This is a genomic window from Winogradskyella aurantiaca (assembly GCF_003362725.1).
Taxonomy (GTDB): domain Bacteria; phylum Bacteroidota; class Bacteroidia; order Flavobacteriales; family Flavobacteriaceae; genus Winogradskyella_A; species Winogradskyella_A aurantiaca.
Genome location: NZ_QKTV01000004.1, coordinates 144814 through 171773 on the forward strand (window position 1 = coordinate 144814; position 26960 = coordinate 171773).

27 protein-coding genes are annotated in these 26960 nt (G+C 39.8%); 7 read left to right on the forward strand and 20 right to left on the reverse strand.

Going from position 1 to position 26960, the window contains the following annotated elements; all coding sequences use genetic code 11:
• Positions 1-26 precede the first annotated feature (26 nt).
• Positions 27-425, forward strand: coding sequence for a hypothetical protein (locus DN064_RS08445; protein WP_115462205.1), 399 nt, complete (start codon positions 27-29; stop codon positions 423-425).
• Positions 426-528: 103 nt separating this feature from the next.
• Positions 529-972 carry a hypothetical protein gene (locus tag DN064_RS08450; protein ID WP_115462206.1) on the forward strand — a complete coding sequence of 148 codons (444 nt, stop codon included), beginning with the start codon at positions 529-531 and terminating at the stop codon, positions 970-972.
• A gap of 44 nt (positions 973-1016) precedes the next feature.
• Here the strand turns inward: DN064_RS08450 and hemL are convergent, their stop codons facing one another.
• From hemL to DN064_RS08465, 3 genes are read right to left on the reverse strand one after another with little or no spacing between them, the layout of a single operon-like run.
• On the reverse strand, positions 1017-2303 hold the full coding sequence (gene hemL, locus DN064_RS08455; protein WP_115462207.1) for a glutamate-1-semialdehyde 2,1-aminomutase: 1287 nt from the start codon (positions 2301-2303) through the stop codon (positions 1017-1019).
• Between the two features lies 1 nt (position 2304).
• Positions 2305-3186 (reverse strand): glucosaminidase domain-containing protein, encoded by an 882-nt coding sequence (locus DN064_RS08460; protein WP_115462208.1) that lies wholly within the window; start codon positions 3184-3186, stop codon positions 2305-2307.
• Positions 3179-4081, reverse strand: coding sequence for a 1-aminocyclopropane-1-carboxylate deaminase/D-cysteine desulfhydrase (locus DN064_RS08465; RefSeq protein ID WP_115462209.1), 903 nt, complete (start codon positions 4079-4081; stop codon positions 3179-3181). Before DN064_RS08465 ends, DN064_RS08460 begins: the two co-directional genes overlap by 8 nt.
• 102 nt (positions 4082-4183) lie before the next feature.
• Here DN064_RS08465 and DN064_RS14170 point away from each other — a divergent pair, with 102 nt between their 5' ends.
• The 4 genes from DN064_RS14170 to DN064_RS08480 all read left to right on the forward strand — a co-directional run bounded on the left by DN064_RS14170 (position 4184) and on the right by DN064_RS08480 (position 8674).
• A complete protein-coding gene (locus tag DN064_RS14170; protein ID WP_157962273.1) occupies positions 4184-4348 on the forward strand; it encodes a DUF5522 domain-containing protein in 165 nt (54 codons plus the stop codon).
• Positions 4349-4365: 17 nt separating this feature from the next.
• Positions 4366-6351, forward strand: coding sequence for a urocanate hydratase (locus DN064_RS08470; RefSeq protein WP_115462335.1), 1986 nt, complete (start codon positions 4366-4368; stop codon positions 6349-6351).
• 1 nt (position 6352) lies between these two features.
• Positions 6353-6937, forward strand: a complete 585-nt coding sequence (locus DN064_RS08475) for a DUF4136 domain-containing protein (RefSeq protein ID WP_115462210.1) — start codon at positions 6353-6355, stop codon at positions 6935-6937.
• A 114-nt stretch (positions 6938-7051) separates the two neighbouring features.
• Entirely contained in the window at positions 7052-8674 is a 1623-nt protein-coding gene (locus DN064_RS08480) for a SulP family inorganic anion transporter (protein WP_115462211.1), read from the forward strand.
• A gap of 3 nt (positions 8675-8677) precedes the next feature.
• Here the strand turns inward: DN064_RS08480 and DN064_RS08485 are convergent, their stop codons facing one another.
• Genes DN064_RS08485 through DN064_RS08500 form a run of 4 tightly spaced genes read right to left on the reverse strand, consistent with a single transcriptional unit; the run spans position 8678 to position 14248 of the window.
• Complete coding sequence (locus DN064_RS08485) at positions 8678-9739, reverse strand: bestrophin family protein (protein WP_232827447.1); 1062 nt, start codon at positions 9737-9739, stop codon at positions 8678-8680.
• 54 nt (positions 9740-9793) lie between these two features.
• Positions 9794-11842 (reverse strand): alpha-ketoacid dehydrogenase subunit alpha/beta, encoded by a 2049-nt coding sequence (locus DN064_RS08490; protein WP_115462212.1) that lies wholly within the window; start codon positions 11840-11842, stop codon positions 9794-9796.
• 1 nt (position 11843) lies between these two features.
• On the reverse strand, positions 11844-12911 hold the full coding sequence (locus DN064_RS08495; RefSeq protein WP_115462213.1) for a branched-chain amino acid aminotransferase: 1068 nt from the start codon (positions 12909-12911) through the stop codon (positions 11844-11846).
• A 53-nt stretch (positions 12912-12964) separates the two neighbouring features.
• Positions 12965-14248 (reverse strand): dihydrolipoamide acetyltransferase family protein, encoded by a 1284-nt coding sequence (locus DN064_RS08500; RefSeq protein ID WP_394347481.1) that lies wholly within the window; start codon positions 14246-14248, stop codon positions 12965-12967.
• A gap of 201 nt (positions 14249-14449) precedes the next feature.
• Here DN064_RS08500 and DN064_RS08505 point away from each other — a divergent pair, with 201 nt between their 5' ends.
• Positions 14450-14923, forward strand: coding sequence for an Lrp/AsnC family transcriptional regulator (locus DN064_RS08505; RefSeq protein WP_198659426.1), 474 nt, complete (start codon positions 14450-14452; stop codon positions 14921-14923).
• Here DN064_RS08505 and DN064_RS08510 read toward each other — a convergent pair whose 3' ends face one another.
• The 13 genes from DN064_RS08510 to DN064_RS08570 are packed head-to-tail and all read right to left on the reverse strand — an operon-like array spanning position 14924 to position 26927.
• Positions 14924-15520: an acyltransferase gene (locus tag DN064_RS08510; protein WP_115462215.1), complete on the reverse strand. Its 597-nt coding sequence runs from the start codon at positions 15518-15520 to the stop codon at positions 14924-14926.
• Complete coding sequence (locus DN064_RS08515) at positions 15521-16273, reverse strand: enoyl-CoA hydratase/isomerase family protein (protein ID WP_115462216.1); 753 nt, start codon at positions 16271-16273, stop codon at positions 15521-15523. It abuts the gene before it with no gap.
• A 2-nt stretch (positions 16274-16275) separates the two neighbouring features.
• Complete coding sequence (gene paaZ / locus DN064_RS08520; protein ID WP_115462217.1) at positions 16276-18813, reverse strand: phenylacetic acid degradation bifunctional protein PaaZ; 2538 nt, start codon at positions 18811-18813, stop codon at positions 16276-16278.
• 1 nt (position 18814) lies between these two features.
• Positions 18815-20023, reverse strand: a complete 1209-nt coding sequence (locus DN064_RS08525; protein WP_115462218.1) for an acetyl-CoA C-acyltransferase — start codon at positions 20021-20023, stop codon at positions 18815-18817.
• A gap of 3 nt (positions 20024-20026) precedes the next feature.
• Complete coding sequence (locus tag DN064_RS08530) at positions 20027-20434, reverse strand: PaaI family thioesterase (RefSeq protein WP_115462219.1); 408 nt, start codon at positions 20432-20434, stop codon at positions 20027-20029.
• Positions 20434-21588, reverse strand: coding sequence for a 3-hydroxyacyl-CoA dehydrogenase NAD-binding domain-containing protein (locus DN064_RS08535; RefSeq protein ID WP_115462220.1), 1155 nt, complete (start codon positions 21586-21588; stop codon positions 20434-20436). Before DN064_RS08535 ends, DN064_RS08530 begins: the two co-directional genes overlap by 1 nt.
• A complete protein-coding gene (locus tag DN064_RS08540) occupies positions 21585-22532 on the reverse strand; it encodes a pyridoxal-phosphate dependent enzyme (protein WP_115462221.1) in 948 nt (315 codons plus the stop codon). The genes DN064_RS08535 and DN064_RS08540 overlap by 4 nt, the downstream gene beginning before the upstream one ends.
• Complete coding sequence (locus tag DN064_RS08545; RefSeq protein WP_115462222.1) at positions 22533-23315, reverse strand: enoyl-CoA hydratase-related protein; 783 nt, start codon at positions 23313-23315, stop codon at positions 22533-22535.
• The gene (gene paaD / locus DN064_RS08550; RefSeq protein ID WP_115462223.1) at positions 23316-23819 is read right to left on the reverse strand and encodes a 1,2-phenylacetyl-CoA epoxidase subunit PaaD; all 504 of its coding nucleotides are present in this window, start codon (positions 23817-23819) and stop codon (positions 23316-23318) included.
• 1 nt (position 23820) lies between these two features.
• Positions 23821-24576, reverse strand: a complete 756-nt coding sequence (gene paaC / locus DN064_RS08555; RefSeq protein ID WP_115462224.1) for a 1,2-phenylacetyl-CoA epoxidase subunit PaaC — start codon at positions 24574-24576, stop codon at positions 23821-23823.
• On the reverse strand, positions 24576-24860 hold the full coding sequence (gene paaB, locus DN064_RS08560; RefSeq protein WP_115462225.1) for a 1,2-phenylacetyl-CoA epoxidase subunit PaaB: 285 nt from the start codon (positions 24858-24860) through the stop codon (positions 24576-24578). The genes paaC and paaB overlap by 1 nt, the downstream gene beginning before the upstream one ends.
• The gene (gene paaA / locus DN064_RS08565) at positions 24860-25816 is read right to left on the reverse strand and encodes a 1,2-phenylacetyl-CoA epoxidase subunit PaaA (protein WP_115462226.1); all 957 of its coding nucleotides are present in this window, start codon (positions 25814-25816) and stop codon (positions 24860-24862) included. Before paaA ends, paaB begins: the two co-directional genes overlap by 1 nt.
• Positions 25817-25853: 37 nt before the next feature.
• Complete coding sequence (locus tag DN064_RS08570; RefSeq protein WP_115462227.1) at positions 25854-26927, reverse strand: 2Fe-2S iron-sulfur cluster-binding protein; 1074 nt, start codon at positions 26925-26927, stop codon at positions 25854-25856.
• Positions 26928-26960: the final 33 nt, after the last annotated feature.

Here is a 26960-nt window from a genome sequence, read left to right on the forward strand (position 1 = left end):
GATTCACCTTTTAAAAAATTCGAGAAATGAAAAAAGTATTAGTTATTATGTGCCTTCTGGTAGTAGCAATGAGCTATGGGCAAGATTTAAAGTCAATGGCCACAAGTACTGCAACCTCCAAAGTGTTAAACAACGATTATATTGATAAGCTAGCTTCTGATCAGGTTAAAAAACTTACCAAGAAGTTTAACCTATCTGAAAGTCAGCAAACTCAGGCCACTGATTTGGTAATGAAACAACTAAGAAGCGATAAGTTTCAAAGCATGCTTTCCAAATACACTCCAGAGCAATTAATGAGTTCTGAAGGAAGCGATAACATTACTAAAGCATTAATGGGTAGTGATAGCTTTAAAAAAGACATGGGTGGAATGCTTGACGATGAGCAGAAAAAAGCGATGAAAAAAGCCAACCTCCCCAAGTATTAGATCAACAACTTTTATCAATGTTAATTATTTGATAAAGTATAGTTATTCATTAAACTTATCTTGCTCTAGGCTGTCTTAACATTGAACGTAAAATAAATTAATCATGAAAAATATCTTTCTTATAGCGTTTAGTTTATTCTTTGCTGTGGCGATGTCACATGCCCAGGAAAGAAATTGGAACGAAGCTACCAAAAAGGAAATGAAACGAAAAGGGCAAGGAAAAAGCCCTGAAGAGCGCGCTAAAATTCAAACTGCAGAGATGAGTAAATCTCTGGATTTAACTTCAGACCAAGCTGTGGAAGTTGAAGCAGCACTTTTGGACTTTCATAGCGAAATGGAACAAACCAGATTATCTGTTAACAAAACCCATCAAAATATGAGTCCAGATGAGCGCAAAGAGATGAAAAACAAACATCTTCAAGCTCAGGATAAGCTTAAGAATAAAATGAAATTGGTACTTAACGAAGATCAATATGCCAGTTTCCTTTCAAAAATGGGGGAAATGCAACGTAAAATGCGTAAACGCAGAGCTGAAGGTAAAAGATAAAAATCAACTTGACGTTTAAAAAAAGGCCGCATTTGCGGCTTTTTTTATATCAGTTTTGTAAAGGCTCTAACGCCATCCAAAGTTTCCTCCAAATCAGATTGACTAAGCGCATCGGAAATAAACCAGGATTCATAAGCACTCGGGGCTATATAAATGCCACAATCCAGCATGCAATGAAACAACTTATTAAAGTGTTCCATATTGCAGCTACTAGCCTGAGTAAAATTGGTGACTTCTGTATTGGTAAAATGTACCGATAGCATGGACCCAACTTGATTAGTTATAAATTCAACTCCAGCTTTTTCTAATATTTCGGATATTCCTTTATTAAGAAAACTTGTTTTATCATTCAGTCGAGTAAACAACTCAGCATCATTATTTATTGAATAGAGCATGGCCAAGCCAGCAGACATAGCCAGTGGGTTCCCACTTAGAGTTCCTGCTTGATAAACAGGCCCTTCTGGAGCCAGGTAATTCATAATTTTATTTGGTCCTGCAAATGCACCAACTGGTAATCCACCCCCTATAACCTTGCCAAAACACACAAGATCAGCGGTGACCCCAAATAATTCTTGCGCTCCTCCTTTGGCCAACCTGAAACCGGTCATAACTTCATCAAAAATTAACAAGATATCGTTGTTGGTGCAGATGTCTCTTAATCCATTTAAAAATCCATCATTAGGAGGAATACAACCCATATTTCCAGCCACGGGTTCAAGAATAATTGCCGCAATTTCACCAGAATTCTGTTCGACTATTGATTTTACATGATCCAAATCATTATATACAGCTAGCAAGGTGTCCTTTGCTGTTCCTTGCGTAACACCAGGACTGTTAGGTGACCCAAAGGTAACTGCTCCACTTCCAGCCTGTATTAGAAATGAATCGCTATGACCATGGTAACATCCCTCAAATTTTATAATCTTGTCTTTTCCTGTATAACCTCTTGCCAATCGAATGGCACTCATACAAGCTTCTGTTCCAGAATTGACAAATCGGATCTTATCAATCCCAGGTACCATACTCACGGCCAATTCGGCAATTTGGGTCTCTAATTCGGTAGGCATACCATAAGAGGTTCCTAGCTTTGTTCGGTCAATAACAGCATCAACTACTGGGGGATAGGCATGACCTAAAATCATTGGCCCCCATGAATTAATATAATCTATATACCTGTTGTCGTCTTCATCATAGACATAAGGCCCTTTGGCAGACTTAGCAAAAATTGGCGTACCACCAACAGCTTTAAATGCTCTTACCGGAGAATTAACACCACCAGGAATGACCTCCTGAGCAGTTTTAAAAAGTTCGCTACTTCTTTTGTATAGCATATTATTTATTTGAAACTTTTAATGTTTGACCAATATTTATAGTATTATCTGTAAGCCCATTAAGTGATTTTATCTGATCCACACTAATTCCAAACCTTCTTGATAAACTAAAAAGGGTATCCCCTTGTTTAACAATGTAGGTACTAATACTTGTAGGAACACTGGCTACAGGTTCAGATTTCTGTTTTGGAGGAGTTTTTCCTTGCCTTCGACCTTTTTTAAGTCCTTCTCTGTCAAAGTCATCTAAATCATTATCCTCAATAAGTGCAATTAGTTTTTTGGGGTATTTCCGGTCTGTAGCATAACCAGCTTTCTTCAAACCTTTGGCCCATGCTTTGTAATCGTCTTCTTTTAAGTCAAATAAAAATGCATAACGTCCACGTTGTGTAAGAAACTTTGAATGATCTTCATACGATTTTATGGGATCCTTGTACTTTCTGAAGCATTCTTTAGATCTATCATCATCATGATATATACGAGCACCTGTCCAACCGTGACACTTAATACCAAAATGATTATTAGCTTCTACTGCTAGTCGACCTCTACCCGATCCAGACTCTAAAATCCCCTGTGCTAATGTGATACTTGCGGGAATACCATACCGACGCATCTCGGTTATGGCAATATCAGCGTAATTGGCGATATAAATATCCACAGCACTATTGGACTTTGGAATTCTAACTGACGGCTTAGCTATGACCAAGTCCTTTCCTTCCCCGGGTTTTTCAGACTCAATAACCACAGGGGAGGTTTCCATCTTTTCACTGGTCGCCACACGCTCTTTTTGATTTTTCTTTTTAGTGACTATGCCCTTTTTGGGGCCACAGGAACAAAGGGCCGCAATAACCATCAAAAAGCATATTTTAAAAATTGATTTATTCATTAATAAGGGGCTTTTGTAGGCGACTTAAACGCTTATTCATTCCTTTTATACCTTGTAATCCACCTGTATGAATAGCTAATATTTTAGACCCTTTAGGAAAATACTTAGCCTCAATTAAATTCATAATTCCGTACATCATTTTACCAGTATAAACAGGATCTAATGGAATGTTATAGCGGGTTTTAAACCAATTTATAAACGACACCAGGTCATCATTTATTTTGGCATAACCACCAAAATGATAGTCATAATTCACATCCCAATTAGAATGATTGGCAAATTTACTAATATCTTCTTTTAATCCCTGACCCTTTAAGGCCGAAAATCCCATAACATATTGATCAGAAAATGATGCTCTAATAAGACCCGCTAGAGTACCACCTGTACCTACCGAACTACAAATAAAGTTGTATTTTTTATCAACTTCGGTTAGAATCTCCTCACAGCCTTTTATAGCCAGTTCATTAGTACCCCCTTCGGGTAATATATACAGATGCTCGTATTTGTTCTTGAACCCTTCCAAAAATTCCTGTTGATGCTTTTGTCTGTATACATCTCTGCTTACAAAGTCTAAATGCATACCCATGCTTTGAGCAAATTTTAGAGTTGGATTTTCATTTATCCGAGCGGCTAGTTCTTCACCGCGAATTATGCCAATAGTGCGCACACCATAAAGCTTTCCTGCGTAGGCGGTAGCAGCAATATGATTGGAATAGGCTCCACCAAATGTTAGAAGGGTTTTACACCCCTGTTCTCTGGCTTCAATAAGATTGTATTTAAGTTTGCGAAACTTGTTTCCTGATATATGCGGATGAATAAGGTCTTCTCTCCTAATATCCAATTGAATTCCATAATCACCATCAATTTCAATATGTTCCGTCTTAACAATCTGCATAGAGCAAAAATACAATTTGACTAAGATAATTGTGTGATTTATACTCACAATAGCGCACAGCCACACAGGTTTCAGCTCAAATTTTCCGCTATCTTTGTAGAGATGAAAAAATATGTCCCCATTGAAGAGGGTGATTACTATTTAACCCCAGAAGGATATCGCTGTTTTACAGAACAATACCATTTAAAAAGAGGATACTGTTGTGAAAGCGGATGCAGGCACTGCCCCTATGGATTTGATAAGAAAACCCAAAGCACAAAACGATAATGACACAGATTGAGCAGTTGACATTTAAAGAAGAGATTAGTTTAGGAATTCCGGACTACTTGCCACAAGCATCAGTTTACGATCCCCAAGTCAATCACGCACCTAAGCGAAAAGACATTCTTAATGCCCAGGAAAAGCAACTAGCATTGGCAAATGCCTTGCGCTATTTTGACCCTAAATTTCATGCTGAATTAATTCCTGAATTTAAGCAAGAATTGGAGACCTATGGCCGAATCTATATGTATCGCTTCAGACCTACATACAAAATGTATGCGAGGCCTATTGAAGACTATCCAGCAAATACTGTACAGGCCGCTTGCATCATGATGATGATACAAAACAACCTCGATCCAGCTGTGGCTCAACATCCACATGAATTAATCACCTATGGAGGTAATGGAGCTGTGTTTCAAAACTGGGCTCAGTATTTACTCACAATGCAATATTTATCGGAAATGACGGATCAACAGACTCTGGTCATGTACTCGGGTCATCCACTAGGATTATTTCCATCTCATGAAAATGCTCCACGAGTTGTGGTTACTAATGGAATGATGATCCCCAATTATTCCAGTCCTGATGATTGGGAGCGATTTAATGCCATGGGAGTGACGCAATATGGTCAAATGACCGCAGGCAGCTATATGTATATTGGACCTCAAGGTATAGTTCACGGCACCACCATTACCGTCATGAATGCCTTTAGAAAAATAGGTACCTCACCCAATGGTCGTCTCTTCGTAACCTCTGGACTTGGCGGTATGTCAGGAGCACAACCTAAGGCAGGCAATATTGCCGGTTGTATAACAGTCTGTGCAGAGGTTAATCCAAAAATCACCCAAATACGATTGGATCAAGGATGGATTGATGAAAAAATTGAATCCATTGAAGAACTTATATCCAGAGTAAAGACCGCCAAAAACAACAAAGAAGTAGTCTCTATAGCATATTTAGGAAATGTAGTTGAGGTATGGGAGGCCTTTGCGCTTCACAATATTCATATAGATATAGGAAGTGATCAAACATCCTTGCATAATCCGTTTGCTGGAGGTTACTACCCTGTTGATTTAGACTTTGAAGAGGCCAATACGCTTATGGCTAAATCACCAGCAAAATTTAAGGATTTGGTATATGAAAGTCTTCGCAGACATGCCAATGCCATTAATGCGCATACCAAAAAAGGAACTTACTTTTTCGATTATGGAAATGCATTTTTATTAGAAGCTTCCAGAGCTGGCGCTGATGTTATGGTAGCAAATCCAGAAATTGGGCGCGAGTTCAAATATCCGAGTTATGTTCAGGACATTATGGGCCCCATGTGTTTTGATTATGGATTTGGGCCCTTCCGTTGGGTCTGTGGATCTGGTAGGCAAGAGGATTTAAGTATTACGGATCAAATTGCGACAGAGGTACTTGAGACTCTTATGCTAAAAGCGCCAAATGAAATTAAACAGCAAATGGCCGATAACATCCAATGGATCCAAGGCGCTCAGGAAAATGATTTGGTTGTAGGATCTAAAGCACGCATACTATATGCCGATGCAGAAGGAAGAATAGAAATTGCCAGGGCTTTCAACAAAGCTATTTCTGAAAATAGGATAGGACCTGTTGTATTGGGTAGGGACCACCATGATGTTTCTGGTACCGATTCTCCGTATAGGGAGACAAGTAATATCTATGATGGATCTCGATTTACAGCCGACATGGCCATACATAATGTCATCGGAGATTCCTTTAGAGGAGCCACTTGGGTCAGTATCCACAACGGTGGTGGTGTTGGTTGGGGTGAAGTTATAAATGGTGGCTTTGGTATGGTTCTTGATGGAAGTAAGGAAGCTGAAAAACGTTTAACATCTATGTTGTTTTGGGATGTCAATAATGGGATTGCCAGACGCGGTTGGGCCAAAAATGAAGGAGCGGAATTCGCCATAAAAAGAGCCATGGCGGAGCATCCAGGGTTAAAGGTCACATTACCAAACCATGTAGATAAAAAGTTGTTATAAGATGAAACTAGTTACAAATTCCATTAAGCTGTTAGTACTTGTATTATTGGTCTCTAGCTGCAATTCTGTACGTGTTGTTACCGATTATGACAGTCAGGTGGCATTTGATGATTATAAAACCTTTGCATTTTATAAACCAGGTATAGACCAAGCAGAAATTAGTGATTTGGATAAACGTAGAATTCTAAAAGCTATTGAAACAGAACTATTGGCTAAAGGGTTTACAAAGTCCACAAACCCTGATATGTTGGTAAGCATATTTACCAAAGCCAGTACGCGAGTCAATGTCTACAATAATGCTTGGGGCTATGGTGGCTGGGGCTGGGGTGGCTGGGGCTACCCTTATGGATATTACGGTGGCTGGGGCTGGGGTCCTGGTTGGGGTTGGGGATACGGTGGAAGCACCGTTTCTACAAGTGTTGAAGGCACATTATTTATAGACCTGATTGATTATAACAATAAACAGCTGATTTGGCAGGGAACGGCCAAAGGAGATTTACCACAGCGTCGGGATAAAAAGGAAACCAAAATTAAAGAATTTGTCAATCGGATGATGCTTGATTTCCCACCCCAAGAGGCACAATAAAACAAACACTTCCTAATCGAATCACCTGATAATCAGGTGATTTTTTATTTTAACACATTTCCAATCTTCTAAATAGAATCCAGTATATTTGCCGCTTTTTAAGGAGCGTCGGATATGTCACTAGTTCAAACCACAATAAAGAACTTTACTCAAAACCCAAAAAATGATATTCTCTCAGGGCTAACCGTGGCTCTGGCTTTAGTCCCTGAAGCAGTGGCCTTTGCATTTGTTGCAGGGATAGACCCATTGGTTGGGCTTTATGGTGCCTTTATGATGGGTTTAATTACGGCGCTGTTCGGGGGTCGTCCCGGTATGATTTCTGGTGCTACTGGAGCCATGGCTGTTGTCATGGTACACTTAATTCAAAAAGGAAATGAAGTTGGGTTGAGTTTAGCAGATCCCATTGATAATTTAGGATTACAATGGCTTTTTATAACCCTATTAATTGTTGGTGGTATACAAGTATTGGCAGGTATTTTGAGACTCGGTAAATTTGTAAGACTGATTCCTCATCCCGTTATGCTAGGCTTTGTAAATGGATTGGCAATCGTCATATTCCTATCCCAACTTGGTCTGTTTAAAGAACGAATAGATGGAGAGATGCAATATATGACAGGGACTACACTATGGACCATGTTAGGACTTGTAGCGCTAACGATGGGTATCATGTTTGGACTACCTAAACTTACCAAAAAGATTCCTGCAGCCTTAACAGCTATTATTGTTGTCGCTGCCATCACCATACTTGGAAAACTAGATGTAAGTACTGTTGGATCTTTTATTAGAGAAGGTGGCGGTTCGGGTCTTAAAGGAGGGCTTCCTTCATTTCAAATTCAAATATTTAGTCTTTTTGACACCCTAAATGGGCACTGGAATTTGATCATTTCTACCGCCTTTATTTTGGCAGCGGTTGGACTTATAGAATCACTAATGACCTTAACTCTGGTCGACGAATTGACCGAAACTCGTGGTAGTGGTAATCGGGAGTGTGTAGCGCAGGGTGGGGCCAATATTTTAAATGGTCTTTTCGGCGGAATGGGTGGATGTGCCATGATTGGACAATCCATCATCAACGTAAATTCTGGTGGTCGTGGAAGATTATCTGGGACTATTGCTGCCATTGCACTGCTTTGTTTTATTCTTTTTGCTGCTCCACTTATAGAACAAATTCCAATTGCGGCACTTGTTGGAGTTATGTTTATGGTAGTCATTGGAACCTTTGCCTGGTCGAGCTTTAGAATTTTACATAAAATCCCTTTAACAGATGCGATTGTGCTAATTGCTGTTTCCGCCATCACAGTTTGGCAGGATCTAGCTATTGCTGTTATTGCTGGCGTCATAATGTCGGCCTTATCCTTCGCCTGGAAAAATGCAAAGATGATTAGAGCTCGTAAGAGTTTTAAGGATGATGGTACAAAGGTTTACGAAATCTGGGGGCCGCTGTTCTTTGGATCCATTCAGAATTTCAATTCAAAATTCGATGTAAAAAACGACCCAGATAAGGTTGAGATTGATTTTATTGAATCACAAGTTACAGATCACTCCGGAATTGAAGCTTTAGAAAATCTTGCAGACAAGTATATTGCGGCCGGTAAACAGATAACTTTAAAGCATTTGAGCCCCGATTGTAAAGCGCTGCTTTTGAAGGCGAACCCTGGTTTTGAAAAGGTGATTGAAGAAGATATTGAAGACCCAAGGTATCATGTAGTAACTGATCTTATGGATGCAGAGGTATAATACCTACATCTGAACATTTCGTTCTTCAGGAAATTGGGTTGGAATATCTTCATGGTTTTCATCAAGCATCTGTCTCAAATTAATTTCAATCGCTCGTGAAATAGTGGAAATCGGAACATCATTAGGCACCCCTTCAAACGGATTTTCACCTACTCTAGCCATGCGCTCCATTACATGGAATGCCCATGACACCACGCCACAAAATGGAATTGCCGCCCATATAAAATAGTTACCAATATGATAAAAATCATCCAGCATACTTTCTCCAATTTCAGCAAACTCTGGAATTAAACCAAAAGGAAGTAACACAGCAAATACTCTTGTTAAATACAAAGACAAACTTGCATATTGCCTTGGGTATGGGAAATTCTTAATTCGTTCAGATTTACCTTGGTGTGTAAATAATTCTTCTAAAACATTTTCCAGATTTATAAAAGCAAATTGCCATAAACAACCTTTTTCTTTTAGCCGTCTTAAATGTTCAGACTGAAGAAATAAGATTGCCGTTGGTTTATTCCCCTTGCTTAATACATACTCATGTTCTTCTCTAGATAGGTACATCAATAAATTATCCTCAAGGGTAGATACCTCTTCTGGAATATGAATAGAATTTCTCCACTCTCGATTTGTTACAGCGGTATGCTGTGTTTCCCAGGATTTACGTGTACGCATAGCATATCGCAAGGCCGTTAACCAAGCAATGTGTCTATAAATCAAAACACGACGTTCCTCTATAAGTTCTTCTTCTGTAAGCTGTGCTTGATCCTCATAAGGTCGAATCATATCCTGCACTTTCATACCCCAGGTTCGTGATGTGTTAACGATGGCCCCCCATATTTTTCGAGCCTCCCAAATTCTTCCGTAGGCCGAATTGTTTTGAAAACCAATCATAAATGCTACGGCAGTACCAATCAATGCCACGGGAGTCCAAGGAACATTCAAAAATGTAAAATCAAAGACCCTATATAACACTGTTATAACACCAGCATATCCTAAATAAATTAGGGTTTCACCACGGGTCCAAAGCACCATTTCCTTTACGGAATAACGTCTTTTTGTGAGCACAGCTTAGCAATTTAAGTTTTGAAGATACTAAAATCTGCGAAGCTTGAAAACTGACTAATACGCTATAAGCTCTTGTATCTTTGAGATGACTTTTTCAGTGGACGGAATCATGGTCTGCTCTAGAGTAGCATTTAATGGAATTGCCGGCATATTTTCACTCCCTATGGTCATAACTGGAGCATCTAAATACTGAAAACATTCTGCTTGAATTTTTCCTGCCAATGCCATAGCAAAACTATTATTAGAAGGCTCCTCAGTAACAACCAAACACTTTCCTGTCTTCTTAACAGAGGTCATTATTGTTGTTTCATCCAGAGGAAACAAAGTCCGAAGGTCAATGATTTCAATTCTATCTCGCATGCCCAATTCTCCAGATGCATTATAAGCCCAGTGCACACCCATTCCGTAAGTAATAATCGCCAGGGTTTCTTCTTGTTCTTGTTTCCAAATTTCCTGTAACAACCAGGCTTTCCCAAAGGGCAAAATGTAGTCCTCTGCAGGTTCCACAGACGTGGCGCCTTGAGTTCCTGGAACCTTAGACCAATACAATCCTTTATGCTCTAGAATCACTACGGGGTTTGGATCATGATAAGCTGCTTTCATTAAGCCTTTAAGATCAGCCCCATTACTTGGGTAGGCAATTTTTATACCACGAATATTGGTTAATACACTTTCAACAGATGATGAATGATATGGTCCACCACTTCCGTAGGCACCAATAGGTACTCTTAATATCATACTCACTGGCCATTTACCATTGGTGAGGTAGCAACTTCTACTTACCTCTGTGAATAACTGATTAAGTCCTGGCCAAATATAATCGGCAAACTGTACCTCAACTATAGGCTTTAATCCAACTGCACTCATTCCAACTGTGGATCCTACAATAAATGCTTCTTGTATTGGAGTATTGAACACGCGGTCATCACCAAATTTTTGTGCTAAGGTTGCAGCCTCTCTAAACACACCACCTAGGCGACCACCAACATCCTGACCATATAGCAAGCACTCTTTATGTTTGCGCATTAATTCTTCAACGGCAAAAAGTGCACAGTCTACCATCACAACTTTATCAGCACCTTCTGGAGTTCGATCTCCAGATTCTTCAGTAATAGGAGTCGGCACAAAATCATGGGTGAATAAATCTTCTGGCTTTGGATCTTCGGCCTTAAGAGCTAATTGAAAATCCTTTTCAACTTTAGATCTAATCTCTGCTTCAATGGCCCTAATGTCTTTTTCAGCAATACCTGTATCCAATAATTGTTGTTTTAAAACAGGATAAGGATCCCTGGATTTGGCTTCCTCCAAATCGTCGCGATACCATTCCATGCGCACACCTGAAGTATGATGGTTTAAGAGTGGGACTTTAGCGTGGACCAACATTGGACGACGTTCGGTCCGAATGGTTTTTATGACATCCTGAAGTGTTTTGTAACTCTCTTGAAAATTAGCACCGTCTATACTAACCGCCTCTAAACCGTGAAATCCTTGAGCGTATTCAAATGCATTCTGAGCTCTCGTCTCTTCTGCATTGGCTGAGATATCCCAACCATTATCCTGAACTAAATATAAAATGGGCATTTGTTTAAGTGCAGCCATTTGAAACGCCTCTGCAATCTCACCTTCTGTCACCGATGCATCTCCAAGGGAACATACGACAATGGGATTTTCTTCATCTGGATTGTTTAAGCCTTGTAGCTCTTTGTATTGCATACCCATTGCAACGCCAGTTGCTGGTATGGCCTGCATACCAGTTGCCGATGATTGATGTGGAATCTTAGGTTTATCATCATCTCTTAAACTAGGATGGGAATAATAGGTACGACCACCTGAGAAAGGGTCTTCACGTTTGGCTAATAATTGCAACATTAAGTCATAAGGTCGCATTCCAATTGCCAAAAGCATGGCGTCATCCCTGTAGTATGGGAACATATAGTCCTGGGGAAGCAGCTGCATTCCGATAGCTGTTTGTATGGCCTCATGCCCTCTTGAAGTAGCATGGACATATTTTGAAACCAACTTAAAATTGGCTTCATATAATTCAGTCATGGTTTTAGCCGTTACAAGATTGTAAAAACCTTGCTCAAGAATCTCTCGGGTCATATTAAACTAATTCGCGTTCTGCCTTCACCATCCAATTGAAAGGATCGTCTTCTTTACCTATTTTAATTTCGTTTAAAGTATTATTAACCCTAACAGCAACAGGGCTTTCTTCAGACACATGAATGGTATCCTCACCATGACCAATTTCTTTGATGTATGCAATACCCACAGCAGTTCCCGTTCCAAAGGCCTCTTCCAATGTTCCATTTATAGACGCGTCTCTAATCTCATCAATAGTAATACGACGTTCTGTAACTTCATACCCAAAATGCCTTAATAGATCTATAACACTTGATCTTGTAATACCGTGTAATACAGATCCATCCAATTCAGGAGTTATAAATTTCCCATCGATTTTAAAGAAGATGTTCATGGTACCCACTTCTTGTATGTACTTATGTTCAGCTGCATCTAACCATAACACCTGGTCATATCCCTTAGCTTTTGCAATTTCAGTTGGTCTGATTGCCGCCGCATAATTTCCTGCCGCCTTAGCTTCACCGGTACCACCATGAGCTGCACGGATATAGTGATTTTCTGCCCATAACCTAATATGCTTGCTAAAATAGGGACCAGATGGAGATGCCATGATTATAAATTTATAACTAGTAGCTGCACGCATTCCAATGAAGGCCTCATCTGCATACATAAAGGGTCTCAAATACAGGGCTGAACCAGCTTGAGGTGGAATCCAGGCCGCATCAAGGGCTACTAACTGCTTTAATCCTTCAACAAATAAATCTTCTGGAAAATCCGGCATTCCCATTCTATCTGCGCTTTCATTTAATCGCTTGGCATTCTCAAAGGGTCTAAAAAGCATCGGATCTCCATTTGGATCTTTGTATGCCTTCATGCCTTCAAAAATAGCCTGACCATAATGCAAGGCCATAGCTGCAGGATGCGTAGCTACAGGTCTCAAAGGCTCTATACGCGGATTTATCCATTTTCCATCTTCATAATCACAAATAAACATGTGATCTGTAAATGTAGTCCCCAAAGGGATATTATTAAAATCAAGATCATGAACCTTGGACTGAGCGATGGGTGTTATTGGAATATTGTATTGCATAGTATGTAATTAAAAACTCAAACAATTATAACTAGTATTAGAATGAGTTTGATTTATATAGTTCGATTCACATCGAATTGTTCAAGATAATCGGCTACGCGCCTTAAGAAACTACCTCCTAAATAACCATCTACCACGCGATGATCAAAGGAAAGTGACAAATACATCATACTGCGAATAGCAATTTCATCACCATTTGGTGTTTCAATAACTTCAGGTCGTTTCTTAATGATTCCCAAGGCCAATATCGCCACTTCAGGTTGGTTAATTATTGGTGTACCCATGACACTACCAAAAGTGCCCACATTAGAAATAGTGAAGGTGCTTCCCTTAATATCATCTCCACCAAGATTATTCTCTCGTGCTTTATTGACTAGGGCATTGACATCTGAAGCCAACTCTTTTAAGTCTTTAGCATCGGCTTTCTTTACTACCGGAACTATTAAGTTACCAGAAGGCAAGGCTGTGGCCATACCAATATTAATGTCATCCTTTACAATTATGGTGTTACCATCTACCGAGGCATTAATATTTGGAAAGTCTTTAACGGCTTTAGCTACTGCTTCAACAAACAAGGGGGTAAAGGTTAATCGCTCACCGTATTTTTCTTGGAAAGCTCCTTTATTGGCATTTCGCCAGTTGACCATATTGGTCAGATCTGCCTCAACATAGGCGGTTACATGCGGTGAGGTATGCTTGGAATATACCATATGATCAGCAATCATTTGCCTCATACGATCCATCTCAATTCGCTTGCCTTCGCCTTTATCTAAATTCAATTGTGGAATGCGATAGGCTGTCTCATCTCTTTGGACTGGCTGGGCGAATTTATATGGTCTTCCTTCATCAATATATTGGAACACATCACTTTTTCTTAACCTTCCTTCCTCACCAGTTGCCGGAATACGTGCCAATTCCTCATAGCTAATATGGTGTTCCTTTGCAATGGAAAGAATTAAGGGTGATATAAACTGATTGGAATTAGATACTGTAAAAGCATTCGATGTGGGTTGCGAAGTCTGACTTTGAGTCACTGAGATTCTTTTATTCTCCTTAGGCTTTGAAATTCTGCTCTTATTTGTTGCTTTCTGCTCAGACTTCTTGATGGGAGCCGTAGCAGAAACTTCATTGAGATTCAACGTTGCTATTACCTCACCTACAGGAACGACATCTTTTGGGCCAAAATGTGTCTTTAATAGAATACCACCAGCTGGTGCTGGCACTTCATTATCAACTTTATCTGTAGCTACCTCCAAAAGAATATCACCTTCTTCAAAGCTATCCCCTTCTTCAATTAACCAATTAATAATAGTGCCTTCTGTGATACTCTCGCCCATCTTGGGCATTTTTAAGTCCGTTTTATTCAATGTACTCAGCCTTTAATACAGAAGTACCAAAATTAAGTGATTATAGTATTATTGACTGTTAATAACTTCTAAATTATATTTATACAGCATTTTATTCTTTATTTTTGATTTATTATTACACTATTTTCTTTTGCATAATCATTGATTAACACTTAAAATGAATTTTTGCTGATGGCCAATTTAGATACAGTTGATATCAAGATCTTAGAACTCTTGCAACAAAACAGTAATCGCACAACAAAGAGTATTGCTGAAGAATTAGGAATGACCACCTCACCCATTTTTGAACGTATTAAAAAACTTGAAAAAGAAGGGTACATTAAAGGCTATGTAGCGGTATTAAATCAGAAGAAAATTGGTTTAAAGCAAACAGTATTTATGGGTATAACACTGCAAGGACATACGCGAAGTTACCTTGAGAAATTTGTCACTCAAATCAATAATTTCCCTGAGGTTATTGAGTGCCATCGTGTAAGCGGGAATTTTGATTACTTGCTAAAACTTGTGGTTGAAGATATTGAGGCCTATGAACACTTTATTATATCTAAATTAACCTTACTACCTTATTTGGGGAATGTTCAAAGTTTAATCACCCTATCAACAGGCAAGGAGACCAATGAAATTAATCTAAGCAGATTGCAATAATTATTTTTTAAAGATCTCCCTTAAGGTCTTGTAAATGTCCTTTTGAACCTCTCTATTCTCAGGGACTTCACGCAATGGCTCTACTTCCCGCAGGCTCATATGACATTCTGCAGGAAGTTGCTGATACAGTTTGGTACCTTTGGTCTTCCAGGCAATCATCTCATCTGTCACCTCTTTCACAATCTTAGCAGGATTACCCACCACTAATGATCTCCGAGGAATAATGGTCTCAGCTCTTACAAAAGCCATTGCCCCAACTATACTTTCCTCACCAACTTCGGCATCATCCATGATTACCGAATTCATACCGATCAAACAATTTCGCCCTAGATTGGCACCATGGATGATAGCACCATGTCCAACATGAGCACTTTCTTTTAATACTATGGACTTACCAGGAAACATATGTATCGTACAGTTTTCCTGTACATTAACTCCATCTTCAAGAATAATCTGTCCCCAATCCCCTCTAACGGCAGCACCAGGTCCTATGTAACAATCTTTGCCTATAATAACGTTACCTGTAACAGCTGCTAGCGGATGAACAAAACTACTTTCATGAACTACAGGAATAAACCTCTGAAATTCGTAAATCATTTATTTAAATCGTTTCAATGTCTCCTTTGTGAATTCACTCAACACTAATCGACCACTAATAGCAGCACGTTTCGCCAGTAACTCATCCCAATCATCAGTTCCGGTCCAAAACATGGTTTTCATTTCACGCATGGCATCCGGATTATAAGTAGCTAAATGTTCTGCAAAAGATTTTACCCCAGCATCAAGTTCTTCTGTTGACTCAAACACCTGTGTATAAAGACCTTTATCCTTAGCCCATTCTGCAGAATAAAAACTATTGGCGTCAATAGCGATTTGAGACATTCCAGATACACCAAGTTTACGTTGAACTGCAGGTCCAACCACAAAAGGTCCAATGCCTACATTAAGTTCACTTAACTTAATGGCCCCAAACTTACTAGCCATACAATAATCGGTTGCAGAGGCCAAACCTACCCCCCCACCAACGGTTTTACCCTGAACTCTACCAATGATGAATTTTGGACACTTACGCATGGCATTAATAACATTTGCAAATCCAGAAAAAAATACTTTTCCAGTGGCCTCATCATTGATATTTATTAATTCTTTAAAACTGGCACCAGCACAGAATGTGCGGTTTCCTCCACTTTTAAGAACGATTACTTTTATCTCTTTATTAGTACCTGCATCAGTTATTGAAGTAGCCAGATCAGCAAGAATATCACCTGGAAGTGAATTATGGGCTGGATGAAAAAATTCTATATAACCGATTCCATTTTCTATGGTTTGCTTTACATAAGGTTTTGTCATAATTATAAAAGTCCAAATTGTTCAAAATGATGATTGTAGTGTTTTCTATGGAACAAATTCCACTCGTATCGATTCAGATTACCAAATACTATGTTCTTTAGCCTGGTGTCTGGATTGGATTTAAAATATTCAATATAATTATCATAAGCCTCAATTAGCTTCGCCTTTGCCGCATCTAGGTCAACATGTTTTAAGGTTTTCAGTTCTTCCTCAAGCAAAGCTGGCGCACCAAACTCTCTTGGCATTTTTCTATAATTGTACAAGGTAGTGTGCACCTTTTCCATAATCTTCTCAGGAGTTGAAAATTCAAAATCTTGTATTTCACCTGAGGAAATTCTAGTAGAATATTCCAGATGCTCCAACATATGCTGCGGGGACATGGTCCCCCACAATGGCTTAGTATCTTCAGTCAATTTACTAAGATAACCCTCAATTGTTTCTCTATTGATTTCTACAAAGGTCTCTTGCTTCTTCTGCACCATGGTTAAAATGGTAGCTACAGCAACTAAGGGAGTGTCCTTGGGTGATTTCTCACTTTCAGGTCTACTTTCAAAATTGGCATCAAACACCTCAACATGCCACTTTACGATACCACTTGGATGTTCAGTAGAAGACACATCACGATCCACTTTCTCTTTGCATGTCAATCGCACATAAATGGTGTCATTATGATATAAGGGTCTTAGAAATCTAATAGTATCCAAGCCATAGTTGGCAGCTACAGGTCCCTTATTAGGGTGCACAAATAAACCAGCGGCGGCCGAAATTATGAAGTAACCATGAGCCGTGCGTTTTTCAAATATACTTCCATCTAAAGCAGTGATGTCCGTATGCGCATAGAAATGGTCCCAGGTAAGATTCGCAAAATTAATAATGTCTGTATCTGTAATCGTTCTCTGATGGGTCTTTAAAGACATTCCTGGTTGAATATCTTCCCAATGGTATTTAAACGGATGTTGCTCTGCTTCCTTGTATTTAGCATTTTGCTGATAAATACCTGTAATAGCAGTTATTGTCGTTGGTGAGCCCTGAATAGCTGTTCGTTGCAGGTAGTGCTTAATACCTCTCATTCCACCCATTTCTTCACCACCGCCCGCTCGTCCTGGACCACCATGAACTAGATATGGCAATGGAGACCCATGCCCTGTGCTCTCCTTAGCATTCTCTCTATTCAACACCAAAATTCGTCCGTGATGACTAGCGGCATTAACCACATAATCACGAGCAATAGCATCGTCGTAAGTTGCAATAGAAGATACTAAAGACCCTTTACCCATCTGAGCTAGGGTAATAGCTTCATCTAAGGACTTATAGGGCATAATGGTACTTACAGGACCAAACGCCTCACGCTCATGTACCGTTAAACTTTTAAAAGGATTATCCGTTCTCAAGACTATTGGACTTATAAAAGCCCCTTTGGTGGCGTCGGCACCAAACGTATCTATTTTATCTAAATGACCATACACTATCTCTGCCTCCTTAGCAAGGTCAGACACCGAGTCTTTAACGGCCTGCACTTGTTGTTGACTAATTAATGCGCCCATACGTACTTCTTTTAGTCTTGGGTCTCCGATAGTCACCTTGTCTAAGGCCTTTCCAAGGGCAATTTGCACATCCTCTACCAGGGATTCTGGAACAATTATTCTTCGAATAGCGGTACACTTTTGACCGGCCTTAACCGTCATTTCTTTACGGACTTCTTTAATAAAAAGATCAAATTCTGGCGTTCCTGATACAGCATCTTCTCCAAGGATAGATGCGTTTAACGAGTCTGCTTCTGTGGTAAAAGGTACGGACTCTTGGATGAGCCTGGGGTGTGCTTTCAACAAACGTCCTGTTGCGGCAGAACCTGTAAAGGTCACCACATCCTGAGATTCCACCGTATCCAAAATAGTTTTGACGGTACCATTGATAATTTGAAGAGCGCCCTCAGGTAAAATTCCTGAATTAATTATGGATCGCGCTACAGCCTCTGCAAGATATGACGAAGAAGGCGCCGGTAAAACAACCGCTGGCATTCCTGCCATCCAGTTCACAGCACATTTTTCCAACATTCCCCAGACCGGAAAATTAAAAGCATTAATATGTACAGCCACACCCTTTTTAGGTACCATAATATGGTGGGCCATAAATCGTCCGCCTCGTGATAAATCTACAGGATCTCCTTCCACATGGAATGGTTGGTTAGGAAACAACTTCCTAAGTGATGCGTTGGCGAAAAGATTCCCAAAACCACCTTCTATATCAATCCAACTATCCACTCGGGTAGCTCCCGTCCGATAACTTAATTCATAGAAATCTTCTTTCCGTTTAGTGAGGTAGAGTGCTAACTTCTTGAGCATATTGCCGCGCTCTTGAAATGTCATTTTCCTTAGCACTTCACCACCTTTGGTTCGTCCGTAATTAAGAACTTCAGGAATATTTAAACCCTCAATAGCCACACTGGCAAAAGCCTCTCCTGTTACAGCATCAAAAATGGGTTGTCCTTCCTCTGTTCCTGTAGTCCAGGCACCCTGAACATAATGTTGTATTTTTTCCATATTAGACCCGTTCTATAATTGCTGCATAGCCCTGCCCTACCCCCACACACATGGTAATCAAGGCATATTGTTTTTGCTGTTCATGTAATTCTAAGGCCGCAGAATAAGCGATTCGCGTACCTGTTACGCCTAAGGGATGGCCTATGGCAATAGAACCTCCATTAGGATTTAATCTTGGATCATCATAATTCAAGCCCCAAGCCCTTGTGCAGGCTAATGCCTGTGCAGCAAAAGCCTCGTTTAATTCAATAACATCCATGTCATCCATGGTCAGGCCTGCTTTTTCAAGTGCTTTGTTGGAAGCCTTAACTGGACCGATTCCCATAATTCTGGGTTCCACTCCAACAACTGCTGAACTTACAATCCTTGCTAATGGTTTTAAATTATACTGTTTTACAGCATCTTCGGATGCAATAATGGTAGCCGCTGCCCCATCATTAAGACCACTTGAATTACCAGCCGTGACACTTCCTCCGTCTTTTTTAAAGACCGCGCGTAATTTTCCTAGAACCTCAAGAGATGTCCCTGGTTTAATAAATTCGTCTTTGACAAAATGAATTGGGTCCTTCTTTCGTTGTGGAATATCGACTGGTATAATTTCCTTTGCTAAACGTCCATTCTCTTGTGCTTTAGAAGCCTTCATCTGACTCCAAAAAGCAAATTTGTCCTGGTCTTCGCGGGATATCCCATACAATTCAACCAAATTCTCGGCAGTCACCCCCATGCCGTCGGTGCCATACATCTCATGCATTTTTGGATTGATAAACCTCCATCCAAAGCTGGAATCGTACATTTTAGAGTCATTTCCAAAAGCTGAAGAGGGCTTAGCAATTACATAGGGACCTCTGGTCATGTTTTCAACTCCACCTGCCACAAACACATCTCCATCTCCACTTTTTATGGCGCGGTTAGCATGAATTATGGCTGAAAGGCCTGAACTGCACAAACGGTTAACCGTTTCGCCAGGAACACTGAAGGGTAACCCTGCAAGTAATGCCGACATCCGAGCTACGTTACGGTTGTCTTCACCCGCTTGGTTGGCACAACCCAAAATAACATCATCATAGGCGTCTTTTGGAATGTTTGGGTTCCTGTCAACAACTGCTTTAATAACGTGAGCACCTAAGTCATCCGTTCTTACAGCTGACAAAGTTCCTTTATAATTGCCGATGGGAGTTCGTACCCCATCAATAATAAATGCGTCTTTCATAATTTATTCTTCCCAATCTTTTTGCGTTCTATATACAATCCCTTTAAATAAAGCCACTAACTCGTCCTGTCGTTTTACTTCAATAATATTAAAGCCTAATTTGGTTTTCACCTTTTCTATAACCGATTCAGCAACAAGATAATCCCCTTCGTTAAGCGCTTCAATATGGTTGATGCTTGATTCAATAGACACGGCATATTTTCCATAGGTATTGGCTGCAAAACCAAAGGCCGTATCTGCCAAACTATAACTTATACCTCCATGAGCCTTTCCCATACTATTAAGCATATCTTTTCTCACGGTCATTCCAACTCTACATCGCCCTAATTCGCACTCTAAAATTTCAATACCCATCCAAGTACTAAATGGGTCCTGACTGAGCATTTTGTATGGAATATCCTCTCCCTTCATTAAAAAAATGTTTTCTGATCGCGATTCATTTTTCTCAAAAGGGGACTGCAACGGTATCGGTCCTCATGATATTCATCATAAAGTGCATCCATTCGCTCAACACACCAGTTGATACCCATTTCATCGGCCCAGGCTAAAAGTCCTTTAGGGTAATTAACTCCTTTAGTCATGGCTAAATCTATATCCTCTGGAGACGCAATATTTAAAAATAAAGCATCAGCTGCTTCGTTAATAAGCATCACGAGTACACGCTCAAATATGAGTCTTGACAACTCCTCATTTTCGTCTGGCTTAGGTCGCTGAGATCCTTCATTATAGTCATAATAGCCTTTCCCCGATTTCCGCCCTAAATAACCTGCTTCAGACAGACGCTTTTGGGTAAATGACGGTTTGTATCTAGGGTCGTAATAGAAAGCTTCAAAAACCGTTTCAGTCACGGTATAATTGACATCATTACCAATAAAGTCCATAAGTTCAAATGGTCCCATTCGGAAACCACCAAGTGTCTTTAAACTATCGTCGATAGTTGCAAAATCTGCCAGACCTTCCTCATAAATCCTTAGGGACTCCCCATAAAAGGGGCGCGCTACTCTATTGACAATAAATCCTGGTGTATCTTTAGCAATAGCTACGATTTTACCCCAATCCTTTATTGTGTTCACACAAGATTCTAACGTCTTTTCAGAAGTTTGTACCGCTGGAATAACCTCAACCAACTTCATTAATGGTGCTGGATTAAAAAAGTGAATGCCGATACAACGTTCAGGCTTTTTCAAAGATGCAGCAATTGAGGCTATAGATAAGCTAGACGTATTAGATGCTATTATACAAGATTCAGAAACCATTGTCTCCAGTTCAGAAAACACTGCCTGTTTAATCGATAGGTCTTCAACTATGGCTTCAATAACCAGGTTAACCTCAGACAAATCTTGAAGTTGTTTGACATAGGAAATATTTGATTGTATTCGATTTTTCTCAGCTTCATCAATTCGACCTTTCTCAATAAGCCTTGATAAAACCTTCTCCAGATTAGCCTTTGCTTTATCCAATGCCGATTGATTAGTATCAAACAGACTAACCATACATCCCGCAGTGGCTGCCACTTGAGCAATTCCACTTCCCATGGTACCAGAACCAATAACTCCTACATTCATACTTTTTGTTCGAAAGGAAGATTTTTCAGGTCGACATTACCACCCGATAAAATAATTCCGACTTCTTTATTTTTAAAAGTTGATTTTTGTTTTAATACTGCTGCAAAAGGAACCGCACATGAGGGTTCAATTATTATTTTCATTCGTTCCCATATAAGCCTCATAGCTTCAATAATCTCATCTTCTTCTACGCGAATGATATCATGAACCAATTCCTTTATAATGGGGAAATTACGATCCCCCAGATGCGTTCGTAATCCATCAGCAATCGTATTAAAAGATGTATTGGTTTCTATCTTTCCCGATTTTAGGGATCTATAAGCGTCATCAACATTCATAGGTTCCCCACCAATGACGACACATTTTCCTGAAAATTCATTAGCCGACAGAGCTGTTCCAGCAATGAGACCTCCACCACCAACTGGAGTTAATATAACATCCAGATCTGGATAGTCCTCAAGCAATTCTGTCGCGGCGGTGCTGTTGCCTATGATGACCTCATCCTGATTGGATGGATGCAAAAATGTTGCTCCTTTTGAGTTCTGAATGGCCATTGCAGTGGCCTCACGTGCTTCAGGAGTTGATTCGCACTCAATAATTTCTCCCTGATAGGACCTAACAGCTTCTTTTTTAACATCTGGGGCATTTTCAGGCATAACTATATAGGCCTTAACTCCAAGTTTCAAGGCGGCCAAAGATACGGCTTGAGCAAAATTTCCAGACGAATGTGTGACCACACTTCTATCTCGCTCTTCCTGGCTTAAGGATAAAATAGCATTGGCAGCACCCCGCATTTTAAAAGCCCCCATCTTTTGGAAGTTCTCGCATTTAAAATAGAGCTTAGCGCCAGCTTCATCATTGAGTAATTGTGATGTGAGAACTGGCGTCCTATGAATATAAGGAGCCACACGTTCCTGTGCTTGTAATAAAATATCTCTGTTCAACTATTGACCTTTGAAGTTAGGTTGACGCTTTTCAATGAATGCCGCTACTCCTTCTGCATAATCATCCGTTTGAGCCGCTTCAATTTGATATTCTGATTCCATAGCTAATTGCTCCTCTAATGAATTTGACATAGAGGCATTAAACAACTCCTTAATCATTCCCAATGCCTTTGTTGGCATTTTGGACAATTTATCAGCTAATTTTAAAATCGTGGATTCAAATTCTTCTAAAGGTACAGCTTTATAAATCATTCCCATAGCCTCCGCCTCTTCAGCGGAAATCTTATCACCGAGCATGGCCAATGCCTGAGCTTTTTGGAAGCCTATTAAACGGGGTAAGGTATAGGTGCCACCACTATCTGGAACAAGTCCTATGAGGCTAAATGCTTGAATAAAACTTACCTTTTGATGGGCTACCACAATATCACAAGCTAGGGCAATATTGGCTCCTGCGCCAGCCGCAACCCCATTTACGGCACCTATAACGGGCTTTTTGATAGTTCGTAATCTCTTAATTATAGGATTGTAGTGTTCTTCTAGTATTTTTCTAAATCCAGGATTGAGTTCAGGGTCGGTAACTTCCTTTAAATCTTGACCCGCACAAAATGCTTTTCCCGAGCCAGTTAAAACAATAGCTCTCACTGCATCATTGGCCTCACATTGACCCAATACATCCTGAAGTGCCAGAGCCATTTCCCTATTAAAACTATTAAATACTTCTGGTCTGTTAAGCGTAATCGTAGCTACTGCTTCCTCAATTTGTAGCGCAATAAAGTTGCTCATTTATTTAAGACATTTAAAATAATCAAAAGGTTCCAGACAATCATCGCATTGGAACTGGGCTTTACAAGCAGTTGAACCAAATTGACTAACCATTCTGGTGTTTTTGGACGAACATTGTGGACAAGACACTAATCGCTTACCTTCCAATAATACCGCCTTATCGGCCTCAGGATTTAATGGAGCTGCAATACCATAATTTTCAAGGGCAGCGCGTCCTTTTGGTGTAATCCAGTCTGTTGTCCAGGCGGGAGATAAAACAAGTTCTACTTCAGAAGTGTAACCAGCTTTCTTCAGTGCTCTATTGATGTCGTCCCCAATAACATCCATTGCTGGACATCCACTATAAGTTGGTGTAATCTTAACGTACACATGATTTTTATCTAATTGTGCAGACCGTACCACACCCATTTCCAAAATTGATAAGACAGGAATTTCAGGATCTGAAACCTTCTCTAGAATTGGTATGAGCTGCTCATCGATATGTACGCCTTGAATCACTGTCATCTTACCAAGTCATATTTGGAAAGGTGCGTTGCATATACTGCATATCGCTTAGGATATAGCCCATATGTTCTGTATGCACACCTGCTTTTCCACCTTTTTGGAACCATTTAGATTCTGGAGTTACTAATTTAGATTCCTCCAAAACTTGAATGACTCTACTGTAATAAGGGTCCTTTAATTCTGAAAGATTCACCCCTATACCAGCCTCAATAATCTTATCATCAATGTTACTTGTATGAAACAGTTCATCTGTATACCGCCATAAATCATCAATAGCGGCTTGAATACGTTGAGCACTTTCTGGAGTTCCATCGCCTAATCTTTTAATCCAATCTGTTGAAAAACGTTGATGGTAACTCACCTCTTTTATCGCTTTGTTAGCGATAGCCGATAGGTTGAGATCGTTGCTATTTTTTAACTGATCTAAGAACAAAAAGTGAAACACATCAAACAGAAACTGTCTTGCTATAGTGTATGCAAAATCAGTATTAGGTTGTTCTACCAACAGCACGTTTCTATATTCGCGCTCAGTTCTAAGAAATGCGACAGTATCCTCAGTGGCGTCGTTACCAATTAATTTAGCAGCATATTGAAAATAGGATCGCGTTTGTCCGAAAAGATCCAATGAGATATTGGTACAAGCAATATCGGTCTCAAGGCTAGGGCCATGACCACAAAGTTCACCAAGTCGCTGTCCTAAAATCAACGAATTATCTGCGACCCCTAGAATATATTCATATAACTCTTCCTTCATCATTACATATGTTTTATTTCATCAGGAATGTTATAAAAAGTTGGATGACGGTATACCTTATCTTGAGCTGGCTCAAATAATTCGCCATTGTTCTCAGGATTAGAAGCTCTAATGTGCTTGGACTCCACTACCCAAATACTAACCCCTTCATTTCTTCGTGTGTAGACGTCTCTAGCATTTTCAAGAGCCATTTCAGCATCAGCGGCGTGTAAACTACCAAAATGACGGTGCTCTAATCCATTTTTACTTCGTACAAATACTTCCCAAAGTGGCCAATTCTTACTCATTACATTGCTTGTTTAGTTCGACTTTCTTCCTGCTTTTTAGCGTATGCCATAGCTGCATCTCTCACCCATTCACCATTCTCCCATGCTGACACTCGAGCATTGATACGCTGCTTATTCATAGGCCCATGCCCTTTAACCACCTGCCAAAATTCATCCCAATCTATAGCACCAAAATCATATGATTGGCGCTCGTCGTTCCATTTTAAATCAGGATCTGGCACAGTTAAACCAATTAATTCTGCCTGTGGCACTGTTTGATCAACAAATTGTTGACGTAATTCATCATTCGTCTTGCGCTTTAATTTCCATTTCATGGATTGAGCCGTATGTACAGATTCTGCATCAGTTGGTCCAAACATCATTAAAGACGGCCACCACCATCTATTTAATGCGTCTTGAGCCATCGTCTTTTGTTCTTTTGTTCCTTCTGCCAGTGTCATCATAATTTCATAACCCTGTCTCTGGTGAAAACTTTCCTCTTTACACACACGAATCATTGCTCTGGCATAAGGACCATATGAAGTATTACACAAAGGCACTTGATTGATAATTGCTGCACCATCAACCAACCATCCTATAGCTCCTATATCTGCCCATGTAATGGTAGGGTAATTAAAAATACTGGAATATTTAGCCTTACCTGTGTGTAATTGCTCATATAATTCATCTCGAGAAATGCCAAGCGTTTCACAAGCACTATACAAATACAGACCGTGCCCGGCTTCATCTTGAACCTTTGCCAAAAGTGCTACTTTACGTCTTAGAGATGGTGCTCTAGTGATCCAATTTCCTTCAGGTAGCATTCCAACAATTTCAGAATGCGCATGCTGAGATATCTGCCTAATATGGGTTTGACGGTACTTTTCAGGCATCCAGTCCTTCGGCTCAATTTTTTCGTCTCTAGCTATTCTAGCATCGAATTCTGCCTCTATATTCTTAATTTGATTTTCACTCATTGCTAATGGATTTAAATCTTATTTCTTTTTCATTTATTTAAACGTCAAAATCAACCGCCACACGATCTGATGTTGGCACTGCCTGACAGCTCAAAACCAAATCCTGAGCCACTTCATCTTCCTCCAAGGCATAATTAATTTTCATCTCTACATCACCGTCAATCACCTTACACTTACAAGTACTGCAAACCCCACCCTTACAAGCGTATGGTAAATCGGCACCAGCATTTAATGCAGCATCAAGTATGTTATCGAACTCTTTGGTCATAGTAAAATTAAATTCTTTACCCCCATCGATAATGGTCACTTCAGTGCCCTCAACAGATTGTTGTGCTAAACGTTCTTGGCGCTTAATATCTTTATCTGATAAACCAGTAACGAATAACTCAAAGTGAACCAATTCTTTGGGTAAACCAGCTTGAATTAAGTAGTTACTCACATAGTTGACCATTTGTTCAGGACCACAGAGAAAAACCTCATTGGTATCTGGAATATCAATAAATGTTTTCGTCAATACTGCCATTTTCTCATCATCGAAACGACCGTTAAACAAATCAATATCACGCTTTTCTTTTGTAAGGAAATAATATATCTCCAATCGACCAAAATAGGTGTTTCTAAGCTGTTCTAACTCCTCTTTAAATATGATTGATTTAGCTGTTTTATTGACATAAAACAATTTACAAGTAGAATTTGGTTCCTTAGCCAGATGTGTCTTGATCATTGACATTACAGGGGTAATACCACTTCCAGCAGCGAAGAACAAATAGTTCTTTTTAATTCCATCTGATACATCGACACCAAAGGTTCCACTTGGGGGCATCACTTCCAAATAATCACCAGGTTCTAATTTCTCGTTAACATAGGTAGAAAATTTTCCCTCTGGAATCTGCTTAACGGCCACCTGCCATTTATCCTCAATAGGACTTGAGCACAAAGAATAAGATCGCCTCAAGTCTTCACCATTAATTATTTGCCTCAGAGTTAAATGTTGACCTTGTCTAAAATTAAAACCAACCCTTAACTCCTCAGGAATATCAAAAGTAAGTACCGATGTATCATCGGTTTCCTTATAAACATCCTTAATCTGTATGCGATGGAAATCTGCCATTTACTTAATAAATCTAACCAACTAACAATTGTT

What these genes read in the sequence shown, in the direction of transcription:
- paaA (WP_115462226.1), bottom strand. Translation starts at nt 25,816, where the DNA reads ATGAGTGAAAATCAAATTAAGAATATAGAGGCAGAATTCGATGCTAGA.
- DN064_RS08490 (WP_115462212.1), bottom strand. Translation starts at nt 11,842, where the DNA reads ATGACCCGAGAGATTCTTGAGCAAGGTTTTTACAATCTTGTAACGGCT.
- paaZ (WP_115462217.1), bottom strand. Translation starts at nt 18,813, where the DNA reads ATGGAAAAAATACAACATTATGTTCAGGGTGCCTGGACTACAGGAACA.
- DN064_RS14170 (WP_157962273.1), top strand. Translation starts at nt 4,184, where the DNA reads ATGAAAAAATATGTCCCCATTGAAGAGGGTGATTACTATTTAACCCCA.
- DN064_RS08515 (WP_115462216.1), bottom strand. Translation starts at nt 16,273, where the DNA reads ATGACAAAACCTTATGTAAAGCAAACCATAGAAAATGGAATCGGTTAT.
- DN064_RS08460 (WP_115462208.1), bottom strand. Translation starts at nt 3,186, where the DNA reads ATGAATAAATCAATTTTTAAAATATGCTTTTTGATGGTTATTGCGGCC.
- DN064_RS08480 (WP_115462211.1), top strand. Translation starts at nt 7,052, where the DNA reads ATGTCACTAGTTCAAACCACAATAAAGAACTTTACTCAAAACCCAAAA.
- DN064_RS08570 (WP_115462227.1), bottom strand. Translation starts at nt 26,927, where the DNA reads ATGGCAGATTTCCATCGCATACAGATTAAGGATGTTTATAAGGAAACC.
- paaD (WP_115462223.1), bottom strand. Translation starts at nt 23,819, where the DNA reads ATGACAGTGATTCAAGGCGTACATATCGATGAGCAGCTCATACCAATT.
- DN064_RS08445 (WP_115462205.1), top strand. Translation starts at nt 27, where the DNA reads ATGAAAAAAGTATTAGTTATTATGTGCCTTCTGGTAGTAGCAATGAGC.
- DN064_RS08475 (WP_115462210.1), top strand. Translation starts at nt 6,353, where the DNA reads ATGAAACTAGTTACAAATTCCATTAAGCTGTTAGTACTTGTATTATTG.
- paaC (WP_115462224.1), bottom strand. Translation starts at nt 24,576, where the DNA reads ATGATGAAGGAAGAGTTATATGAATATATTCTAGGGGTCGCAGATAAT.
- DN064_RS08500 (WP_394347481.1), bottom strand. Translation starts at nt 14,248, where the DNA reads ATGGGCGAGAGTATCACAGAAGGCACTATTATTAATTGGTTAATTGAA.
- hemL (WP_115462207.1), bottom strand. Translation starts at nt 2,303, where the DNA reads ATGCTATACAAAAGAAGTAGCGAACTTTTTAAAACTGCTCAGGAGGTC.
- paaB (WP_115462225.1), bottom strand. Translation starts at nt 24,860, where the DNA reads ATGAGTAAGAATTGGCCACTTTGGGAAGTATTTGTACGAAGTAAAAAT.
- DN064_RS08545 (WP_115462222.1), bottom strand. Translation starts at nt 23,315, where the DNA reads ATGAGCAACTTTATTGCGCTACAAATTGAGGAAGCAGTAGCTACGATT.
- DN064_RS08510 (WP_115462215.1), bottom strand. Translation starts at nt 15,520, where the DNA reads ATGATTTACGAATTTCAGAGGTTTATTCCTGTAGTTCATGAAAGTAGT.
- DN064_RS08530 (WP_115462219.1), bottom strand. Translation starts at nt 20,434, where the DNA reads ATGAAGGGAGAGGATATTCCATACAAAATGCTCAGTCAGGACCCATTT.
- DN064_RS08525 (WP_115462218.1), bottom strand. Translation starts at nt 20,023, where the DNA reads ATGAAAGACGCATTTATTATTGATGGGGTACGAACTCCCATCGGCAAT.
- DN064_RS08535 (WP_115462220.1), bottom strand. Translation starts at nt 21,588, where the DNA reads ATGAATGTAGGAGTTATTGGTTCTGGTACCATGGGAAGTGGAATTGCT.
- DN064_RS08465 (WP_115462209.1), bottom strand. Translation starts at nt 4,081, where the DNA reads ATGCAGATTGTTAAGACGGAACATATTGAAATTGATGGTGATTATGGA.
- DN064_RS08505 (WP_198659426.1), top strand. Translation starts at nt 14,450, where the DNA reads ATGGCCAATTTAGATACAGTTGATATCAAGATCTTAGAACTCTTGCAA.
- DN064_RS08450 (WP_115462206.1), top strand. Translation starts at nt 529, where the DNA reads ATGAAAAATATCTTTCTTATAGCGTTTAGTTTATTCTTTGCTGTGGCG.
- DN064_RS08495 (WP_115462213.1), bottom strand. Translation starts at nt 12,911, where the DNA reads ATGCAATACAATATTCCAATAACACCCATCGCTCAGTCCAAGGTTCAT.